General features: G+C 65.3%; 13 protein-coding genes. 5 read left to right on the forward strand and 8 right to left on the reverse strand.

Going from position 1 to position 17,634, the window contains the following annotated elements; translation table 11 throughout:
• Positions 1-174 precede the first annotated feature (174 nt).
• The 4 genes from Pla111_RS03565 to Pla111_RS03580 all read right to left on the reverse strand — a co-directional run bounded on the left by Pla111_RS03565 (position 175) and on the right by Pla111_RS03580 (position 7,749).
• Positions 175-3,597 (reverse strand): PIN domain-containing protein, encoded by a 3,423-nt coding sequence (locus Pla111_RS03565; RefSeq protein WP_146571406.1) that lies wholly within the window; start codon positions 3,595-3,597, stop codon positions 175-177.
• Positions 3,598-4,322: 725 nt separating this feature from the next.
• Positions 4,323-5,834, reverse strand: a complete 1,512-nt coding sequence (locus Pla111_RS03570) for a hypothetical protein (protein ID WP_146571408.1) — start codon at positions 5,832-5,834, stop codon at positions 4,323-4,325.
• Between the two features lie 171 nt (positions 5,835-6,005).
• Positions 6,006-6,785: a ParB/RepB/Spo0J family partition protein gene (locus Pla111_RS03575; RefSeq protein WP_197524709.1), complete on the reverse strand. Its 780-nt coding sequence runs from the start codon at positions 6,783-6,785 to the stop codon at positions 6,006-6,008.
• A 61-nt stretch (positions 6,786-6,846) separates the two neighbouring features.
• Entirely contained in the window at positions 6,847-7,749 is a 903-nt protein-coding gene (locus tag Pla111_RS03580) for a ParA family protein (protein ID WP_146571412.1), read from the reverse strand.
• A 195-nt stretch (positions 7,750-7,944) separates the two neighbouring features.
• Between Pla111_RS03580 and Pla111_RS03585 the strand changes: the two genes are divergently transcribed.
• The gene (locus tag Pla111_RS03585) at positions 7,945-8,193 is read left to right on the forward strand and encodes a hypothetical protein (protein ID WP_146571414.1); all 249 of its coding nucleotides are present in this window, start codon (positions 7,945-7,947) and stop codon (positions 8,191-8,193) included.
• Between the two features lie 160 nt (positions 8,194-8,353).
• Positions 8,354-9,028 (forward strand): hypothetical protein, encoded by a 675-nt coding sequence (locus Pla111_RS03590; RefSeq protein WP_146571417.1) that lies wholly within the window; start codon positions 8,354-8,356, stop codon positions 9,026-9,028.
• A gap of 50 nt (positions 9,029-9,078) precedes the next feature.
• Here Pla111_RS03590 and Pla111_RS03595 read toward each other — a convergent pair whose 3' ends face one another.
• The 4 genes from Pla111_RS03595 to Pla111_RS03610 form a co-directional block, all read right to left on the reverse strand.
• Complete coding sequence (locus Pla111_RS03595; RefSeq protein WP_146571419.1) at positions 9,079-9,606, reverse strand: hypothetical protein; 528 nt, start codon at positions 9,604-9,606, stop codon at positions 9,079-9,081.
• A gap of 118 nt (positions 9,607-9,724) precedes the next feature.
• Positions 9,725-10,678 (reverse strand): hypothetical protein, encoded by a 954-nt coding sequence (locus Pla111_RS03600; protein WP_146571420.1) that lies wholly within the window; start codon positions 10,676-10,678, stop codon positions 9,725-9,727.
• A gap of 201 nt (positions 10,679-10,879) precedes the next feature.
• On the reverse strand, positions 10,880-11,065 hold the full coding sequence (locus tag Pla111_RS03605) for a hypothetical protein (RefSeq protein ID WP_146571422.1): 186 nt from the start codon (positions 11,063-11,065) through the stop codon (positions 10,880-10,882).
• 122 nt (positions 11,066-11,187) lie between these two features.
• Entirely contained in the window at positions 11,188-11,367 is a 180-nt protein-coding gene (locus tag Pla111_RS03610) for a hypothetical protein (protein WP_146571425.1), read from the reverse strand.
• 429 nt (positions 11,368-11,796) lie between these two features.
• Between Pla111_RS03610 and Pla111_RS03615 the strand changes: the two genes are divergently transcribed.
• From Pla111_RS03615 to Pla111_RS03625, 3 genes are all read left to right on the forward strand, one after another.
• Positions 11,797-12,420 (forward strand): ECF-type sigma factor, encoded by a 624-nt coding sequence (locus Pla111_RS03615; RefSeq protein ID WP_197524712.1) that lies wholly within the window; start codon positions 11,797-11,799, stop codon positions 12,418-12,420.
• Positions 12,421-12,436: 16 nt separating this feature from the next.
• A complete protein-coding gene (locus Pla111_RS03620; protein WP_146571427.1) occupies positions 12,437-16,246 on the forward strand; it encodes a WD40 repeat domain-containing serine/threonine protein kinase in 3,810 nt (1,269 codons plus the stop codon).
• Between the two features lie 317 nt (positions 16,247-16,563).
• Positions 16,564-17,475 carry a S1 family peptidase gene (locus Pla111_RS03625; RefSeq protein ID WP_146571429.1) on the forward strand — a complete coding sequence of 304 codons (912 nt, stop codon included), beginning with the start codon at positions 16,564-16,566 and terminating at the stop codon, positions 17,473-17,475.
• Positions 17,476-17,634: the final 159 nt, after the last annotated feature.

The following is a 17,634-nucleotide window of genomic DNA, read 5'->3' on the forward strand; positions in this document are numbered from 1 at the left end:
CGAGAAAAGCAGGGTGACAACCTTCGCGCACCCCTGCGGTTGCTCTGATTCTCTGCACTCAGAAGTGGGCCGCAAGCGACTACGGGTTTTGAATGCAAGAGTTGCAATAGTTGCTATTCGATGACAACCGTTGCTACGACTTGCAAGCGAATTCGCTCCGTAGTAGATTCGCTTTCAGCCTACTAACGAAGGGTCTTCAGCGCGCGGGGTTCGGTCTCTCATAACCTCGAGGTCGTCGCGGGAGACCGACCGATTGTCGATCCGCTCAGCATCGAGCAGGCCGCTGAGGCAAGCCTGGGTCCATACCCGCTCGCAAGCGAATTCCGTCGTGGCGATCTCGCCGACCGATCGCTCGTCGGTCCACAGCACTGCGTCCCGCTCCGCCGCCACGCAGATACTGTCCAGCGCGGGGATCCCGAGGACCGATTCGAAGAGCGATCTTCGCTCAGGCGCTAGCGCCGCTGTGGCGGTGGCGGTCACTTGGGTGCAGTGCCTCTTAACCCGGTTGAGGAGTTGCTCAAGCTGGGACGCCTCTCGTTGCCGAAGCTCCGGGTCGGCATCGCTCATCAGGAGCTGCCCATCATCGTCCACACCAATCCGGCCCCCGTCGCGTCCAACGGTGTCCTGGGCCTTGTCCAGCCAGCCTGAGACCGTGAGCAGCGTTGACTCCGCAACCACCAACTTGACTACGCCACCCAGCACGTCCCACAACGCCGCTCGGTCGATCGTCAGCAGCGTCGAAAGATCGACCACCAGCTCTCGTTCGGTCGGCAGAAGCTCTCGCGCAGCGAGGAACGTCCCGTCGTCGGGTGAGGCGCAGTGCAACTGGGCCTGGTCCCACTCGCAGATCGACAGGAAGGTGTCGTAATAGGAAAGACCGAGGCGATCGGCGAGCAGATGCACGGGGCACACCGGGATCGAGCGGTACAGCGAGAAGAGTTCTTCGCGGTGCGCCCGTTGCTGCTTGAGCACACGGATCAGCTCACCCAGGTCGAGCTGGTCCCCCTCACCCACGTGCAGCGGCTCGAGCAGGGCCGAACCGGGGAACCGATCAGCGAAGCGCGAGATCGAATCGCGAAACCGGAAGACATACTTGCTCACGATCTCTTCAACGACCTGCTTTCGTTCCGGGGGAGCGGCCGCCCCCGAGCGGGGCGCTTCGTCACCCACGGTGAGCCCGAGCAACGGCCGCACCGATTCATCGGTGGGCAGGAACTCGCCCAGCGCGGTGCGGGCGTCTTGCTCCTCGTACACGATCCACCGCTGACGCCCCGTCCGCTCCTCCTTCACCCGAATCGCGCAGTCGGCTTCGACCGATTCCCTGTCCCGCAGCTTGTCGGCGGCTTCGCACCGCAGGAAAGCCTCAAAGTAGAGCGAGTGGGCCGACGGCTGATCGAAGTTATGCCTCAGGAGCTGGTAGGCGAAGTCGAGCGCCGCGAGCTCGTCACCGATCGCCGTGAGGGGGCTTAGGACAAAGCGTGCGTCCTCGAGGCTCAGGTGATTCGGGTCAGGTCGAACCCAGGTGTCGGGGTCGATCTCATCACTACGGTCCTCTAGCACGAGGATGTAGGCGCGGATCGAACCGAAGAACCCCGGGTCCTCCTCTAATTGCTCCGTGGCCCGAACCAGGGCTAGCGCCCGGTCGTACCGGAGCAGCAGCCGGCACTCCAGCCGTTTGACGCGATCATCTTGTGATTGGGTCTCACGCAACTCGTTGCAGACCCGCATCAGCGTGTCGTGCCGCTCGATGCTGCCCGCGCAGTTGATCAGCCGTTTGCAGTCCGCGTCGAGCTGCCCCGGGCGATAGACACGCTCGAAGAGCGGCAACGCCTCCTCGTCGAACCCTAGGTTATTGAGCAATCGGGCGAGCAAACGCACCTCTTCTTCGTGGACGCCTTTCAAAGGGCTTCCGAGGGCCCCACGAGCATGACGCATCGCGCTATCCGGGTCTCCACGCTCCAAGGCGATCCAGCCCAAAGCGGCCTTGCCCGCCAGCGGGTGCGCTTCGATCAGCGCTGGAGACAAACAGGAAGCCGCTAGCGCGTAGTCCTCCAGGCGGATCGCCCAATCCACCGCGTGCAGCGCCGCTTCCATGGCGCGGATCTCTGCGGTGAGCGCCCAGCTCGCCAAGCGATGCACCGCCGCGCGCTTCTTGGCGGGGTCGTCACCGTGAAACTCCAGAAATGCGGAGGCAATCGCCTCGTCGGCAGAGCCCTCGGTCAACAGACCGATCAGCGACTCGGCGTCCGCAAACCGCTCGTGCCTCAGGAAGAACTGCACCGCATCGGGCGCGTAGAGTTCCGGTCGATTGGTTGCGTCGAGCGCTGCTCGGTAGTCCGCGGTCGCGTTGGCGACGTCGCCGGCGAAGGCGTTGACGCGCGCCCGGTTGGTCAACGCTTCGGGTACGAGCGCGAAATACTTCTCAGCTCTAGCGGCCTCTGCCGTTTCACGGTAGAGGTCCAGCGCTTGGAGGATCGAATCCTCTCGCTGTCGCCAGGGCCCCTCGGTAGCGCGACGATGGGCCAAGCGCCCTAGCAGGAACTTTACGTGCGCCGAGTCGGGCTCTAGCGAGGCGGCCTGGTCAGCGAGGTCTTGGGCTGCTTCGTCGCGGCCCGCCGACAGATGCCGCTCGGCGAGCGCGAGACCGACCTCGATTGACTCCGCGCACTTCGCGTCGATCCGCTCTTTGTACGGTGCCAGCGCGTCGTCGTCCGGCGCGGTTCGCACCAAGAGAGACCACGCACCGTCGTTGATCCCTTCTTCTTCCAGCAGCGCCCTGGTTTCTTCGAAGGCGGTGGCCCGGTCGCCGCTGAGGTCCAGCGCCAACGCCCGGTTTTGCCGGGCCTGCGGCAGCGTGCTGTTGGCTTCGTAGGCCAACAAGAACAGCCGACACGCCTCGTCGAAGTCGTTCTTTGTCAAGGCGACTTTCGCGCGGAGCCGAAGGATCGGGTACCGCTCGTCCCCCGGCAGCGATCCCCCCTCGCCTGAAGGCAGCTTGCCGAGTTCGTGAGCGGCCTCGTCGGGCTTGCGAGCCTCCAGCAGCTCTTCGATCAGGCGGTATGTCTTATCGCTGGAGGGCGCGCCCGCGGCGGCCAAGCTCTGATCCCTCAGGACGGGCCGAGAGAAACGCTGCCCGCTTTGCTCGGGGCTGATGCCCTCGAGCATCGAGATCGCTACGACGAGGTCGAGTTCTCCCAGCCGCTCAATGAAATCGTCCCAAGCGACAAACCGAACCTCGAACAGCTTCTCCTTGGGATCACGGGAGTTGAGATCCAGAACGGCCTTCTGGCACTCGGTGGAGCGGGCGGACGTCGTGGCGAAGATCAACTGGCCGACACCGATCCCACTGGTCTCGACCGCGGCCACCTCGTCGCGAATCTCTTTCGCTCGGAGCGGATTCTGATCCTCACGCTTCTTGCACTGCACGGCGAGCACCGGCTGCTGGCCCAAAAGATCGAGCAGGTCGATGCCCGATTGGGACTGGCCGGTCTTGCCGTAGCGTTCGAGTCCACCGCGCCGCTCGAAGTACCGGAAGAAATGCAGGCAGAACAGCTCGAACTGACCCGACTCGCTCGGCTTGACGTATTGATAAGGCAAAGCGCTCCTCCATCCACGATCGTCCTAGCCGTCATTCTCGCTTTTCTGCGGCGTCGAGCAACCGAGCCCACCTCGCAGGGTAAGTTCTCACGGCGGCGACTAGCCGCGGGCGTCGTAGCGCCTCCGGCGCCTCGTCCCCGCCGTCGGGCGGGCGGAGTGCGGCGACCGCGAGCGGCCGGAGCCGGTGGCCAAGGGCGTCACCACAAACCCCCGCGGGGCACTCCCACCGATCCACGGAACACGCCACCGGCGGAGGCAGCGAGGCCGGCAGTTGCCCGCGTAGTGACGAGGGTCCGAGTCCCGCGAGTGGAAGTGCCGGCCTCGCGGCCGCTGAGGCCGTGAGCGATGTCGCCCTCTTAGTGTCGTTCTTGGCTCCGCCAAGCCGGGCGATCCGACTTCCAGTCGGTCCCCGGGGGGGTCCCGCCCCCGGTCCCCCGCGGGACCAGGCTCGGCCCGACCGATCGCCCACGTAGAGAACCCCTCAAAAAAGAAAAAACCACACCCCACCGGGTGCGGTAAGCATCCAAAGAGATCAAGAAACATCCGGTCGTGCGCTAGCGCCGCACAAGCCGCTTCAACAAGCCAACCACCCACCAGCTCCCTTCTTTCGAGGAGCCCACCCGCTTGTTTCCACGAGCCCACCGCCTTGTGACGGGGAGCCCACGGGCTTGTTTCGAGGAGCCCACCCGAGGGCGGCTCCCTTGTTTCCAGGCGCCCACGCGCCGCTAAGCCGCTCCGCGGCGATCGATCTCTAGCAGCACCTCGCGGGGAGGCCGCCGCAGGTCCCGTCGGCGAGAGAGCCGCGTCCGCTGGAACTCGCTGTTGGCGTGCTCAATCGCAAGCCGGTAGAGCCGCTCTTGCTCGTTCCGGTCGAGCCCCGCCCACAAGGCGCGGAGCTTCGCCTCCTCAACGCGCCGCGCCCGCTTGGCGGCTTCGGCCGCTTCATCGTGTTGCTCGTTCGCTTGAGCCGCTTCGGCTTCCACCTGGCGGCGGCTCTCAGACCGCTGCGCGGCGCTAAGGACCTCCTCGAAGTAGGGCCGGGCGGCCCCCAGCAGCCTGCCGTCGGGGAACCGCTCCCGCATCGCGTCGGCCACGCGGGGCAGCACCCGGTGCAGCAGCTTGTCGTTGTAGGTCGCGAGCAGCTCGCGGGCGTAACCGAGCTCGGCGGCCGCCGGCCGGTGCGCCGAGCGGTCGAACCGCAGCGCGTGGTACCGGCGGACCAGCTCCGACTCGCCCGACTCGTCGTTCGCCCCCTCGAACACCGTCAGCCGGTCGAAGTCCTCGGCCTGCGTCTCGCGACCGGCACTCGCGCGCTCGGTCACCGCCCGTCCCGGCCAGAGCTTCAGCTGCAGCTGGCCATCGACACTCTTGCCCCACGCCACATCGGCCAGCACGTCGTGCTCGCGGGCGACGCGGAACGGCTCTTCGAGCTGCCGCATCGCCTGAGCCCGGTACGGGTGCGCGGTCGCCGGCAAGAACGAGACGAAGTAGGGGTAGTTGATCTGCAGGAAGGGGATGTCGCGGCGGAACTTCACCAACAGAAACTCGTACAAACGGCTCGCCAGCGGGCTGGCGTGGTTCATCCGCAGCCAGCGGTGGTAGTCGATCGGCGCGGTCATCAGGGCGTTGAGGTTCGCCAGGTACCAGTCGGCGAGCCAGACGGCGTTCTTGTCGCTCACGCCGCCCGTAGCAAGCGGGTCGTTGATGAAGACGCAGCGGTCGTAGAGGTGGTAGCCGGTCTCGCGCGTCGGCATCGCCGCGCGGCTGTCCCCACTCCGCTGCATGAACGCCGAGTCGGTGAAGACGGTGGCGCCCACGGTGTCGAACAGCGCGTCCTTGGCCCGCTGGATCGACGTCGCCCCGTGGTAGGCGACCTCCATCCGCTCGTGCAGGTTCCGCCACGAGAAGGCGACCGGGCTGGTGAGCAGGTCCCCGGCCCCGGCCGCGCGGTCCTGCAAGATATCCGTAAGCGCGTAGTGGATCTTGCGCGCCAGCGGCCCCGGGTAGTACCGGGTCGCCGACCGGCTCACCGTCAGCGAAAAATCCCGCCGCTCCCCACCGGGCAGGTACTTCGTGCCGGTCACCTGCAGGTACTTGCGCCGCGCGAGCCCCTTGGTCGATAGCGCGAAGAAGGGGAATCCGAGCAGGTTCGACTCGACCCGCAGGATGTGGCGGCCGTGCTCGCCGGCAGACAGGGTGGCGGGCGCCGATGAGGGAGACGACGCGGGGGCGTTCATAACAGAGGCGTTTCACCAGCAGGGTGCCACACCCGGCCCCCAGCGCCAAGCAATTCCTCGACAACCTGAATGACAACCAAACTTAACTTTCTTCCGGAAAATCGTCCCCCGGCAGCCTCGACACGGCTCCACCAAGCCAAGAACGCCGCGGCGAATTGTTTCATTTAATCGCTACTCATTGTCGCCGCCGACCAGCTGCCGCTTCGCTTGCAGCAGCGCCTTGAGCTGCCGCTCCTTAAAATCGCCCGGCTGCTCCTTGAGCGAGATCACCACCTCGCCGTAATCGGTCGGGTAGCGGAACCGCTTGCGGGGCCGGCCCCGCGGCGAGGGCGACGAGCTTCCTTCACCGGTCAGCTCCTTGCGGCGGATCAGCATCTCGGTCTCGCTCGCGGTGAGGTGCTGATCGACGACCAGCGACGCGAGCCCCGGCTGCTTGACCGGGGGGAGCTTCGAGATGCTGTAGAGGTGGTTCATCGTCAGCTCGCCCGGCGGCAGGTCGCGGACCATCGCCTGCACCTGGGGGTCGACCTTCTCCACCAGCGCGATGAGTTTGCTGATCTTGGGGGCCGAGAAGCCGGTCTCCTTGGCGATCCGATCCAGGGGCATCTCGAAGTAATCGCGCAGCCGCACCACAGCGTGAGCGACCTCGTACGGCTGGAAGTTCACGCGCTGCTCGTTGGCGACGATCTGGTCGAGGAAGATGTCCCGCGGGTCGGTCTCGTCCTCAAAAACCCAGCAGGGAACCTCTTGCTGGCCCAGCTGCAACGCGCTGCGGTACCGCATCTCGCCGTCGATGATGTAGTAGCCCCCGCCGTCGGGCGCAGGCCGGACCTTCAGCGGCTGCTGAAACCCTCGCGCCTCGATCGAAGCGGCCATCGCATCGATCGCCTCGGCCGGGAACCGTTGCCGTGGCTGATCGGGGTCGGCCTTCAGCTCTCGTACGTCGATCACAAAGGCGCCCCGAAGCCGGGCGCGGGCTCCGTTAGACGGCGCGATCGCGTCGCTATCGGCGTCAAACGGCAGCGGCGCGGCGCTCTGGAACGACCTCTGGGCGGCGGTTTTGGCGCTGGCGCGCGAGCCGCTCGACGCGGGAGTCGAGTTCAGCGAGGAAGGTGTTGGCGGTGTGGGCGGCATCGGAGTCGGGGTAGGAAGTAGAAACGAGCCGGCGGTCGGTGACCGCCTTCTCGAACTCGGCCAGGTCGGGGATCACGGTCCAGAAGGCGTCCCGGCCGAAAGCGCCGCGGAGGGCGGCGAGGTACTCTTGTTGGTAGCTGCGGGTCCGCTTGAAGCGGCTGACGACGTACCCCAGCAGCTGCAGCTCTGGGTTGTGACGCCGGGTGACGAGCCGCTGCGTGGCGACCACCGCCTGGGTGCCGCGGGCGCCCCAGTCGGCCGCCTCCAGCGGAACGAGCAGGTGGGAGCCGGCGCAGAGCGCCGCGTAGCTGGTGAGCGAGAGCCGGGGCGGGCAGTCGAGCACGACGTAGTCGTACCGGCTGCGCAGCTCCCCAAAAACGCCTCGCAGCGAGAGGTGCAGGTCGTGCGCCTGCCAGGCGGATTGGTCGGACAGGTCGAGCGGAGCGAGGAGCGGCGTCGCGGGGATCAGATCGATCCCGTCGTACGGCGTCGCGTGGACCAATCCCTCCGCCGACGGCTCCTGCGACGGGTCGAACAAACGCTCGACACCGGTCGGGCTGGTGTGGCCCGGCAGGAAGCTGCTGGTGAGGTTCGCCTGCTGGTCGAGATCGACCAAGAGGCAACGCTGGCCGCGCGCGTGGGCGACCGACGCCACCAGGTAAGCGACGTGGGTCTTGCCGGTGCCCCCCTTGTGATTCAGGGAGACCAGGACGGGCGCGGCGTCGGCCATCGCGACCACGATGCCACCAAGCACGCCGGTTGGCAAGTTTTTGCGAGACAATTTGGGCGGGCAACCCAACCGAGCCCCCGCAAAACAACCGCAGCCCTCGCTTCTCCCGAGGTGTTCTCGAAGCCCGCGAGGTTTTCGCTTGCGCTGGGTTCAGTCACGTGGCATGCTCCTACGCTGACCACTTGGCCAGGCGCACCGCGCGGCGCGACAGCCGCACCAACCGCTCTCTCCAAGAGGAGGCCCCCGATGGCCAAGAACTCCCCCGAAGCGACGTTCCGCCTGGGCAGCGTCTCGGCGACCGTGTTCGTTCAAGAAACGGGCAGCGGCGACGACAAGCGCTCGTTCCGCACCGTCAACCTGCAGCGGAGCTACCGCGACGGCGACCAGACCAAGTACTCCGGCAGCTTCACCGCCGCCGACCTGCCCGCCGCGATCCGGACGATGCAGCTCGCCCAGCAGCACGTCGAACGCCAGGACGTCCTGGCGGCGGAGTAGCCAACGACCGAGGCCCACGAGCGAACCGCGGCGATCCTTATCGAGGATCGCCGCTTTTTGTGATCGGCAGTCGAAAAGTGCAGCGCCCGGCGCCGGAAAAGTGCAGCGCTGGGTTGGTTGGGGGAGTTTGGATTGGGCCTCCCCGCGTGAGCCCGTAGGGTTGCTAGTCCTTGGATCGGCGCCGCCGCTGGGCGTCCTTGAGGCGGTGGCTCTCGCCGGTGAACTCGAGGATCTGACAGCGGTGGGTGAGCCGATCGAGGGCGGCGAAGCCAAGCTCTTCGGTAGCGCTCTGGTCGCCATGAGCGACGCCATCCTCCAGGCGGCCGAGGATGAGGAGTCCTGCTTCAACGGGGCGAGGGTCTTCGACCGCATGAGCCGGTCCCAGCAGCTCGCGTCGCTGGAAGTCGTCGCGAGGCATCTTTTCCACGAGACGCCCGCCTGCCTGCCGCTCACCGCCTGGTCCGAAGCGACCCTAGCGAGCGTGCTCCACGAGGCGAAACGCCTCGTGGAAGAAGAAGTCGAAGAGGGAGAGAAGAGCGAGTACCGCCAGATGGTCCTCGACACGCTCGACCACGACGAGGAGGTCGACAATTGGGACGACCCCGAGGAGTGGGAAGGTTTGCTGGGCTGCTACGAAGACCGCTTCCTCTGGGACCTCGACTACGAGGACGAAGAGGCGACCGACCTCTCGCCAGAACTCTCCCGCCAGAACCGAGCGGTGATGGGCATCGGCGAAGACTACTACGCGGCGATCCCGCCCGACCTCAGGGCGGATGAATCGCTTCAACGCAGCGCTGAGCGTCTGTTGGCAACGGTCTCCGGCCGGCGCTCGTAGCAGCGACAACGGCGGGCCTTGCTCCCGCCAACCTGCAAGCGAGTCAGCAGCTAGTCAGGCTTCGGCTGGGACGACCGAACCATCGTCGCGGCCTCGCCCATATAGTTCACGGCCTCGCCGTCGAGGAAGAAGTAGCGGGCGGTGTACTCGGTGTCCGACCGAATCGTGAGTTCGATGCCGCCGCGACCCGACGTGCCGTCGGCAAACGTCTTCGTTCCGAGCCAGCGTATCGAACCGCTGTTCTTCACGAGGTCGGAAACCGCAATGCCCCCCTTCTGGTCAAAGGTGTAGGCGACCAGCGTCTCGCCACCCGGCTTCTGCATCACGACCGACAGCATGGCGGTCGGCGTGTCGGCTTCGGGCGCATTGGCGTACTCGGCGACCAATGCCTTGCCGCCGAGATTACGCCGCCAGGTGAGCCCCGAACTTTCTGCCGCCCCCAACTTCTGCCAGTCACCGAGCATCCAACTTAGCTCGTCGAGCGATTGGATGGGCTTGTACCCCTCCGCGGCGTTTCCGGTCGCGGCCATCCAGGGCAGGCAGAGGCAAGCAACGGCAAGTTGTCGGTAGGTTTGCATCGGTAGTTTCTGGGCAAAAGGGGTAAGAGTAGGGCAAAGCAGGAATGCGGAACGCTGGCGCCCTCGAGCCGCGTCATCCCTTCGTTAGGGGCCCGCAAGCGCGACACGCGGGACGTTCCTAGCGAGCCGCCTTCTCAGACAGCGCCGGTGAAATCCGTTTCCAACGGACATTGTTGGGCGGCAGCGGGTCGTCTTTGTGAAGCCCACGGGCTTCGATGAAATCACCCTCGTTCAGGCTGTAGACATAAGAGATGGTCTCGTTGGGACCGGCCGCCATCACCGCGGGATGCGTTAGCACCCGCACCCCGTTCTGGCGGGAGACCGAGATCGAGACGGTGTGGCGGTCGAGCTCCTGGCCTGCCTGGTCGTAGAAGACAATGGTCTCGGTCGAGCCCTCGATCCGCTTCACCTGACGCCGCTGGGGCTCGGGGCCCCAGTAACGCTCGTACTCACCGGCTAGAGCCGCCAGCTCGTCACGCTCGCTGGCGAGGACCACCTCGGGATTCGTCTCGGCGATCTCGGCGGCCGGCATGTCAGACGGCTCCGACTCGCTGCCCCCTTCTCGAACCATCCGCACCAAGGGGCCGATCGGAGAGTACTCGCCCTGTTTGTCGGCGATCAGCAACTGGGCCGTGTAGACGTCTTCTGACTCTCGTTGCTGTTGCAGGCGGCCACGCCACACCTGACCGCCTCGCATCCGCCGAACCCCGTCCCAGCGGAACTCATTACCCCGCTGTAGAACCAGCGATCCGGTCATCGAGAGGTCGTTGTGGAACATGTAGTGGGTCACGGTGTTCTCCCCAGGCGTCGGCATGACGATCGCCGTTGCTACGTGAAGGGTGGCGGCGCCCCGCTGCTCGCGGAACTCTCCAACGAGCACTGTCCCCTGGAGGCCGCGTCGCCATGTAACCAGGTCTCGACCCTTGCCGTCTGGAAGGGGCGCGCTCCACTCGCCCAGCATCCATTCCAGCGATTCGAGCGACACGACGTTCTGGTATTCGGCCGGTTCGTCCGCGAAGGCACCGCCGGCGGCGAGGGCAGCAGCGATTGCCAAGAGCAGAGAGTGACGCACGGAACGCCTCCTTAGGGTTGAGTGAGCGTCGGCAAGAGCGAACTGACGGACGTCGGATAGCGGATTCGCGTCGGCTTTCTTCGGGCCGACCGACACATCGTCCGCCGGATCAGTACGCGAATCGTCGATCGTATCAGGGAGGCTAACCTGTCGGCCAATGCCTCGCCGAGGTCTTGGCCAGTCAACGACGTGCCCGGTCACTCAGGCGAACGTCCCCGACAGGAACTGCAGCAGGTGGGTGAAGAAGTCGTGGAGCCGCCAGACGAAATCGTAAGGAAGGGGCATGTTGGGTCTCCTCGAGCGGGTGTTGCGGATGTTTTCTGCCGTTGGCGGCCCGATGTGGCCTCCTACAAGTGACATCGAAGCCGCAGCCAGTAGCGGTGACATGGCGCCGAAAATAAATCCTGTCATCCGCCGGCACTTGTTTACCGCCCCGTCAACGCTCCAGGGATAACGGTTCGACGCTCTGGCGGGCGCCCGCGAGCCATTCGACGGGGTCGATGGCCTGCTTAGCGAGGGTGACCAGCACGGGCGGCGCCGACGGCGTCGGACGTCTGCAGCTCGTGCCGGCCGTGCACCCGCTTGCCGCACGCGCCGCAGCGGCCCACCTGGATGTCGAACCGCCGGACGACCGGCTTCTGCGGCAGCTCGACCTGCGTCTGCGTGACGACTTTCGTGGTCTGCAGCATCTTGCTTTCGCAGTGCGGGCAGCATTCGGGCAAAGCGGCCCGGTGCACCTCGTCCGGCTCGGAGGGCGGTTCTTCGCGGCGGCGGTGCTCGCCGTGCTCTTCGCCCGACCTGCGGCCCGGCTTCTTCTTCTCGCGGCGTTTCGCCTTGCCGAGCGGCGCGGCCGGCTCTTCCTTGCGGAACGGCGCCGCTTGGCGCTCGGCGCTTGCCCGCCCGCGTCAGCTCCTCGACCCGCTTCTCGAGTTGCTCGATCCGACGCGCGTGCTCCGCGACGATCCGTTCCTGTTCTTCTTAACTCGGCCGGTCAGGCGTCGGCTCGCGCGCGTCCATGCACCAAGGCTAGACTCCCCCTCGACAGGGCGCAATAGCGCTGGGCGGTAAACAAGTACTCATCCGACCCCAACTCGCGTCGTGGCCTGCCGGCGTGGTCGTTGGTACACTACGCCCGGACAAGAATCCTTGGGCTCACCCTGCTGATGCAAGACGGCTCGCCATCCCCGACCTGGCTCGACGCGCTCCGCAGCGGAGACGAGGCGGCTGCCGAAGCGCTCTGGAGCCGGTACTTCGAGCGGCTAGCCGCGGTGGCGCGGGTGCGCTTGCAGCGGGTTTCTCCAGAGGTCTCGGGGGACGACATCGCCCTGAGCGCCTTGAAGAGCGTCATGCTGGGGTGCGAACAGGGCCGTTTCCCAAAGCTCACGGACGAGGATTCGCTCTGGCCCCTCTTGGTGACGATCACCGCTCGCAAGGCGGTCGATGCCCGCCGCCGGCACCGGGCGACCAAACGCGACGCGGCCCTCACCGAGCGGCCGGCAGACCTCAGCGCGATGATCGGCCAAGAGCCGACCGTCGAGTTCTCGGCCCAGGTCGCCGATGAACTTGAACGGCTGGTGACGCTGTTCGACGACCCGTCACTCCGGGTAATCGCTCAGCGGAAGCTGGAAGGTTATTCGCACCAGGAGATCGCGGAGGAACTCGGTTGCGCCAAGCGGACCGTGATCCGCAAGCTAGAGCGGATCCGACGGGAGTGGAGTGACCCCGAAGTGAACAAGGCGTAAAGGAGAGACGCGCGCTATGGACCTGCCGGGTGAGCCACCGTCGCCAGACGCCGTCCCGTTGTCGGTCATCCGGCGCGTCGATGAGATTGCTGACGTGTTCGAGCAGGCCCTCCGCGGCGGAAGCCCGCCCCTCATCGACGAGTATCTCAGTCGGTCGCCGCAGGCCGGTCGCGAGCGGCTTCTCCGCGAGCTACTGACGTTGATCGCTGAGTTGGCGGACGAGTCCCCCGTTGATCCCATCCTCGCCGTGAACCCCCAACACGCCGACGCGATCCGCAAGCTGCTGCAAGACTCTAAGGCGACCATCGCCCTCCCCACCGCCCCCCCCGACGGGCCTCGAACCGCCGGCCGCGGCCTGCACGTGAGGTGCCCTCACTGCCACAACCCGATGGAACTGGTCCCCGACGCGGAGCTTGGGAGCATCCGCTGCGAGGGGTGCGGCAGCGACTTCAGCCTGGCCGGGGATTCGACGGCGACCCGGACCTCTTCCTCGGTGACGGACCTGGCGAATTTTCGGCTCGTCGAGCGGGTCGGGATTGGAGCGTTCGGTTCGGTCTGGAAAGCCCACGACAAGACGCTCGACCGCACGGTGGCGGTCAAGGTCCCGCGCAAAGGTCAGTTCGACGACGCGCACGAGAAGGCGTTTGTCCGCGAGGCCCAGAACGCGGCGCAGCTCAGCCACCCGGGCATCGTGCCGGTTTATGAGGTGGGCCGCGAGGGAGACACGCTCTACATCGTGAGTGAGTTTGTGCGTGGTTTGACGCTGGCCGATTGGCTGACGGGGCAGCGACCCACGCCGATTGAATCGGCCCGGCTCTGCGAGAAGGTGGCTCGTGCGCTGGACCACGCGCACCAGCAGGGCATCATCCACCGCGACCTCAAGCCGGGAAACATCATGATCGACGAGCGGGGCGAGCCCCGCTTGATGGATTTTGGGCTCGCCCGGCGAGACGCGGCGGAGGTGACGATGACGGTCGACGGGCAGGTGCTCGGCACTCCCGCCTACATGTCGCCCGAGCAGGCCCAAGGCCACGCCCACACGGCCGACCAGCGGAGCGACGTCTACTCTCTGGGGGTTGTCCTCTTTCAGCTGCTGACCGGCGAGCTGCCGTTCCGCGGCAACACGCGGATGCTGCTGCACCAGGTGGTCCACGAGGAGCCGCCGGCGCTGCGAAAGCTCGACTCCAGCACGCCACGCGATTTGGAAACGGTCACGCTTAAGTGCCTGGAGAAGGAGCCACGCCGCCGATACGAATCGGCCGGCGCGGTGGCGGACGATTTGCGCCGCTGGCTAGAGAACGTTCCGATCACCGCGCGCCCCGCGTCGGCGGCGACCAAGGCGTGGAAGTGGGCGCAGCGAAACGCCATCCCGGCCGTCTCGATCGCGGCGGTCGTTCTCAGTCTCGCAGTCGGGGCCACCGTCGCGACCCTCGCCGCTGTGTCGCAGCACCGCGAAGCGTTGCGGGCGCGAGCGGCGGAAGCTCAGGCCGAGGAACAACGCGATAAGACCCAGCGGCTCATCAATCTCCAAGCGGCCGAGTACGCCCTCGAGAAAGACGACTTGGCCGAAGCGATGACGCGGCTCGGCGGCGCGACGAACGACGACTCGGGTTGGGAAAACGGCGCCATCTACTCGCGGATCGTCGGCCGCGCACGGGCGTACTACCAGCCCGTGCTCAACATCCCGGCCGAGCAGCGGCCGCTCCAAGCCGTACTTTGTCTGCCGCAAGACCCGGGGGAGCTGAGCCGCAAGACGGGGTCGGTCGTGCTGGTCTACCCGGATCGCATCGACTCGCATCGAATCAGCGATGGACGGCGTGAATCAACGACCACGCTTGACGAGCCGGTCGTTGAGGCGGTGGCGTGTGCGCCGGCCAAACCCGGCCCCTTGGTGACCTTCGCGATCTTGTCCAAGAGCGGCAAGGTCACGGTGTACGACGCGGCCGAACTCAAGCCGCGGTGCGCCTCGCGCCGCGGCTGGAACGCTCGCAGCATCACTCCGGCCCGGTCGGCGCCACGGCTCTTGTTGGTCTGCCGCGACAACACGGCCGCCGTGATGGACACCGCCAGCGGCGAGGTGGTTGCGCATCACACCTTTGACGGCATTGACCGCATCGCTTCGCAAGCCCTCTCGCCGAGCGGCGCGGTGGCGATTGTCGGCTCGCTCGACGTCGCCACGCCGCCGCAGATCTGGCGGACGGGCGAAACGGACGCGCTCGCGGCCTCGGTACGCGGCCAGAAGTTCGCCTTCGTTACGGAGGAGAAGATCCTCTGCAAAGAGAGCTACGAATCAACCGGGTCTTCCGGCGCCTGGAGGACGATCTCCGCCGCGGAAGGCTGGCCTCTTGAGGAATTCGCCTTTTCAGGTGCGGCGGTCTCGCCCGAGGCGGGCCTCGAGGTCTGGCGTCTACCAGGTGTGGGAGACGGGGTTGCCGAGGCTTCGGAAGATGACGTGCTGGTCCGGGTGCTACACCGAGAAGGCGATTTGCTTCGCGGCATCGCGCCCGGACCGCTTTCTTACCGCGTCAGCAGGCAGTCTCTCTTCCCCTACTCGGCGGGCGGGGGTCCGCAGGAAGCACGCACGGCGATTCTTGGGCTCGACGCCGCGACGGGAGGACTCCTTGCTTATTCAGAGAAAAACGTTGTTCTGATGGCGCCAACGCCTCGTAGTCTCGAGGTCTCGGGCGACCGAGCCGCCACGACCCAGGCCGCGCCGACGACTGGCGTCGCCGCGGCGCCGTGCGAGTACTGGACAGCCTGCCGGGTGGGCGACTCGTTCTGGACTTATAGAAGTCAAGAGGTCCAGCGATGGGACTGGTCGGATCAGACCGCTTCGCTTCGCTTCAAGGCGTCCTACCCCGTTGGGCCGCCGAGCGACCTTGTTGGCGCCGAGAAGAGAATCGTCAGGCTGGCGGTGGACGCCGACGGAGAGAAGACGTGGTGCCTCTGGGAGGGCGCCGAGACCTTCTCTCAGAACGAGCGGAACAGCTCCCGCGACTTGATCGTCGCCGTTCACGAGGACCCGGCGGACGCGGCGGGTTGCGGCCCCGACCCGGCCGCCTGGCTGCACCAGCTCCAACCCAAGCCGTCACTGGCCGCCTCGACCTTCCGGCTCTCGCAGCATCCGCGTGGTGGATTGCGGTACGTGACCGAGTTCTTCGTCGATCCTTCCGGAAGCACGCTGCTCGTCGCGAGCGGCGGCGCGACCGCCGGCTACGACGCCAGCACCGGCGAGCTGCGGTACCAGCTCGACACGATGAACTCGTTTGGCCGCACCAACGACGGCCGGCGGGCGGCGGGCGGGAACTGGCGGGACCCCGCGCCGGTCCGCGTGTGGGATGTCGCAACAGGTGAATCGCTGCTCGTGACCGAGACGAAGCAGCGACTCCGGAAGACGGCGTTCTCTCCCGACGGACAGACCCTCTACGTCGGTTGGGAAAGCGGGCGGGTGGAAGTCTACGACCTGGGGCTAGGGACGCTCGTACGGACATTTACGTCCAAGAGCGTCCCAGCGTGCGTTCTTCCGGACGAAAACAGGTACGTCGGCTTCTCGGCCACCAGTGGCGTCATCGGCGACTTGGTGTTAGCCGACTTGTCGGACGGGGGGGGCGTCGCCACGCTGGTCGAGAAGACTCATATCCTCAACGACTGCCGCCTCAACGGTCCGGGCGACCTGCTGTCGGTCACGACGAAGAATTGGGTTCGCGTGCTCCCACGTCTCTCCAGAGAAGCAGCGATTGTGAGCCTCAAGCGGACCAATCCGAAGCTGCTTGACACCTGGCTTAAGAGCCTAGGTGCTGTCTACGAGCCGGAAACCGAGCTCTGAAGCGACGCCGCTACCGATCCCAACTTCGCAGGAGCTGGGATCGATTTGCGAGCAGGAGGTTGGCTGCTCAGCTCGGAGCTGTCGGGCAAGGCTTGGGTCGATCAGGACCAAGAACTCTGCCGGAAGAGATTTTTTCGAGAATCTGATGCCGGAGTGTCACCGCCGCCGCTGCTCGCTTCGATGACCCTAGTGCGACACGAGTTCGGTGCCCCCTTAGACGTCGGGGTCGCCTGTAGACCGAGCCTAATACAGCGGCTTCCCTATTTCTGCTTCAATAGTAGCCAACTCTCAAAGACACGATCTCCCAGGTGACGCTAATGAGCACTACCGTGAAGATGGTCTTCTTGTCGGCTGCGATACCATTAGCCCTTTTTCAAGCAGAAGCGAGAGCGGTAATTATCCATAGCTCTGATGTGACACCGCTTCAGGACTACTTAGACTACGCCCAGCTGTTTCCATCGGTAGGTTATTTGACTGGAGAACGGAGTGAGGGCGATTTCTTCGCGGGTTCTGGCGTGCTCATCGATCCGAATTGGGTGCTCACCGCAGCGCACGTGATTCTCGATGCCGACCTTACTCCACGGTTTGAATCTTACGGATTCGGATTGTCTGACGATTACTGGCTATCTCGTGGCGAGTTCAAGGCTCAAGGTGATGTATTTGTCCACCCAGATTATCGCAGGCTGTCCGGCGGATTCGATTTAGCTTTAATCCGTTTTGATACGCCATACCGCTCTGCAGAGCCTGCTGTTCGTACAGGTGCCAACCCTTCCACCGGGGACGACCTAACGTTGGTCGGCTATGGCCTTCCTGGGACTCATGCAGACGGATACATTGAAGAACTTAGAGGGAAGCGCCTTGCCGGCATTAACACTGTACGCGCGCGAAGCTTCGGGAGAGATACTCTGTGGTCTCAGTTCTACTTTCCTGGAAGCGATCTCTTCAACCCGCTTGGCGGCCAAGGTACTTACGGTGATTCAGGGGGGGGCAGCTTCATCGAACGCAACGGCAGGTTTGAGCTAGCTGCTATATCTAACTCTGTCTCTCTGACACCGGGGTCGAGCTTCCCCTCAGACGATACATTTTCGACGAAGGTATACAACCATCGGGTTTGGATCGACGCTACTCTTGCCGCCTACAGAATTCCCGAACCGGCGGGTCTTATGACCGTCTTGATAGCGATCACTTGTGCCCGTGTAGCAATACGGTATAAGGGTTTTGCTGAATAACCGCTACGAATCCCGCGTAGATTACCGTCGGACTGTCCCTGGTCTTCCCCCGATCTATGTGCCAGTCGCTCTGAGAGAATCGGGATGATTAGATGGTAGTCCGTTGGGCAGCTGGAGCGGAGGGGCCTGCGAAGCCGTAGGCTGAGCAGGGCCCGGAGC

Origin of the sequence: Botrimarina hoheduenensis, assembly GCF_007859815.1 — a bacterium.
In the GTDB taxonomy this organism is placed as follows: Bacteria; Planctomycetota; Planctomycetia; order Pirellulales; family Lacipirellulaceae; genus Botrimarina; species Botrimarina hoheduenensis.

What these genes read in the sequence shown, in the direction of transcription:
- Pla111_RS03610 (WP_146571425.1), bottom strand. Translation starts at nt 11,367, where the DNA reads ATGCTGCAGACCACGAAAGTCGTCACGCAGACGCAGGTCGAGCTGCCG.
- Pla111_RS03605 (WP_146571422.1), bottom strand. Translation starts at nt 11,065, where the DNA reads ATGTCACCGCTACTGGCTGCGGCTTCGATGTCACTTGTAGGAGGCCAC.
- Pla111_RS03625 (WP_146571429.1), top strand. Translation starts at nt 16,564, where the DNA reads ATGAGCACTACCGTGAAGATGGTCTTCTTGTCGGCTGCGATACCATTA.
- Pla111_RS03620 (WP_146571427.1), top strand. Translation starts at nt 12,437, where the DNA reads ATGGACCTGCCGGGTGAGCCACCGTCGCCAGACGCCGTCCCGTTGTCG.
- Pla111_RS03570 (WP_146571408.1), bottom strand. Translation starts at nt 5,834, where the DNA reads ATGAACGCCCCCGCGTCGTCTCCCTCATCGGCGCCCGCCACCCTGTCT.
- Pla111_RS03585 (WP_146571414.1), top strand. Translation starts at nt 7,945, where the DNA reads ATGGCCAAGAACTCCCCCGAAGCGACGTTCCGCCTGGGCAGCGTCTCG.
- Pla111_RS03595 (WP_146571419.1), bottom strand. Translation starts at nt 9,606, where the DNA reads ATGCAAACCTACCGACAACTTGCCGTTGCTTGCCTCTGCCTGCCCTGG.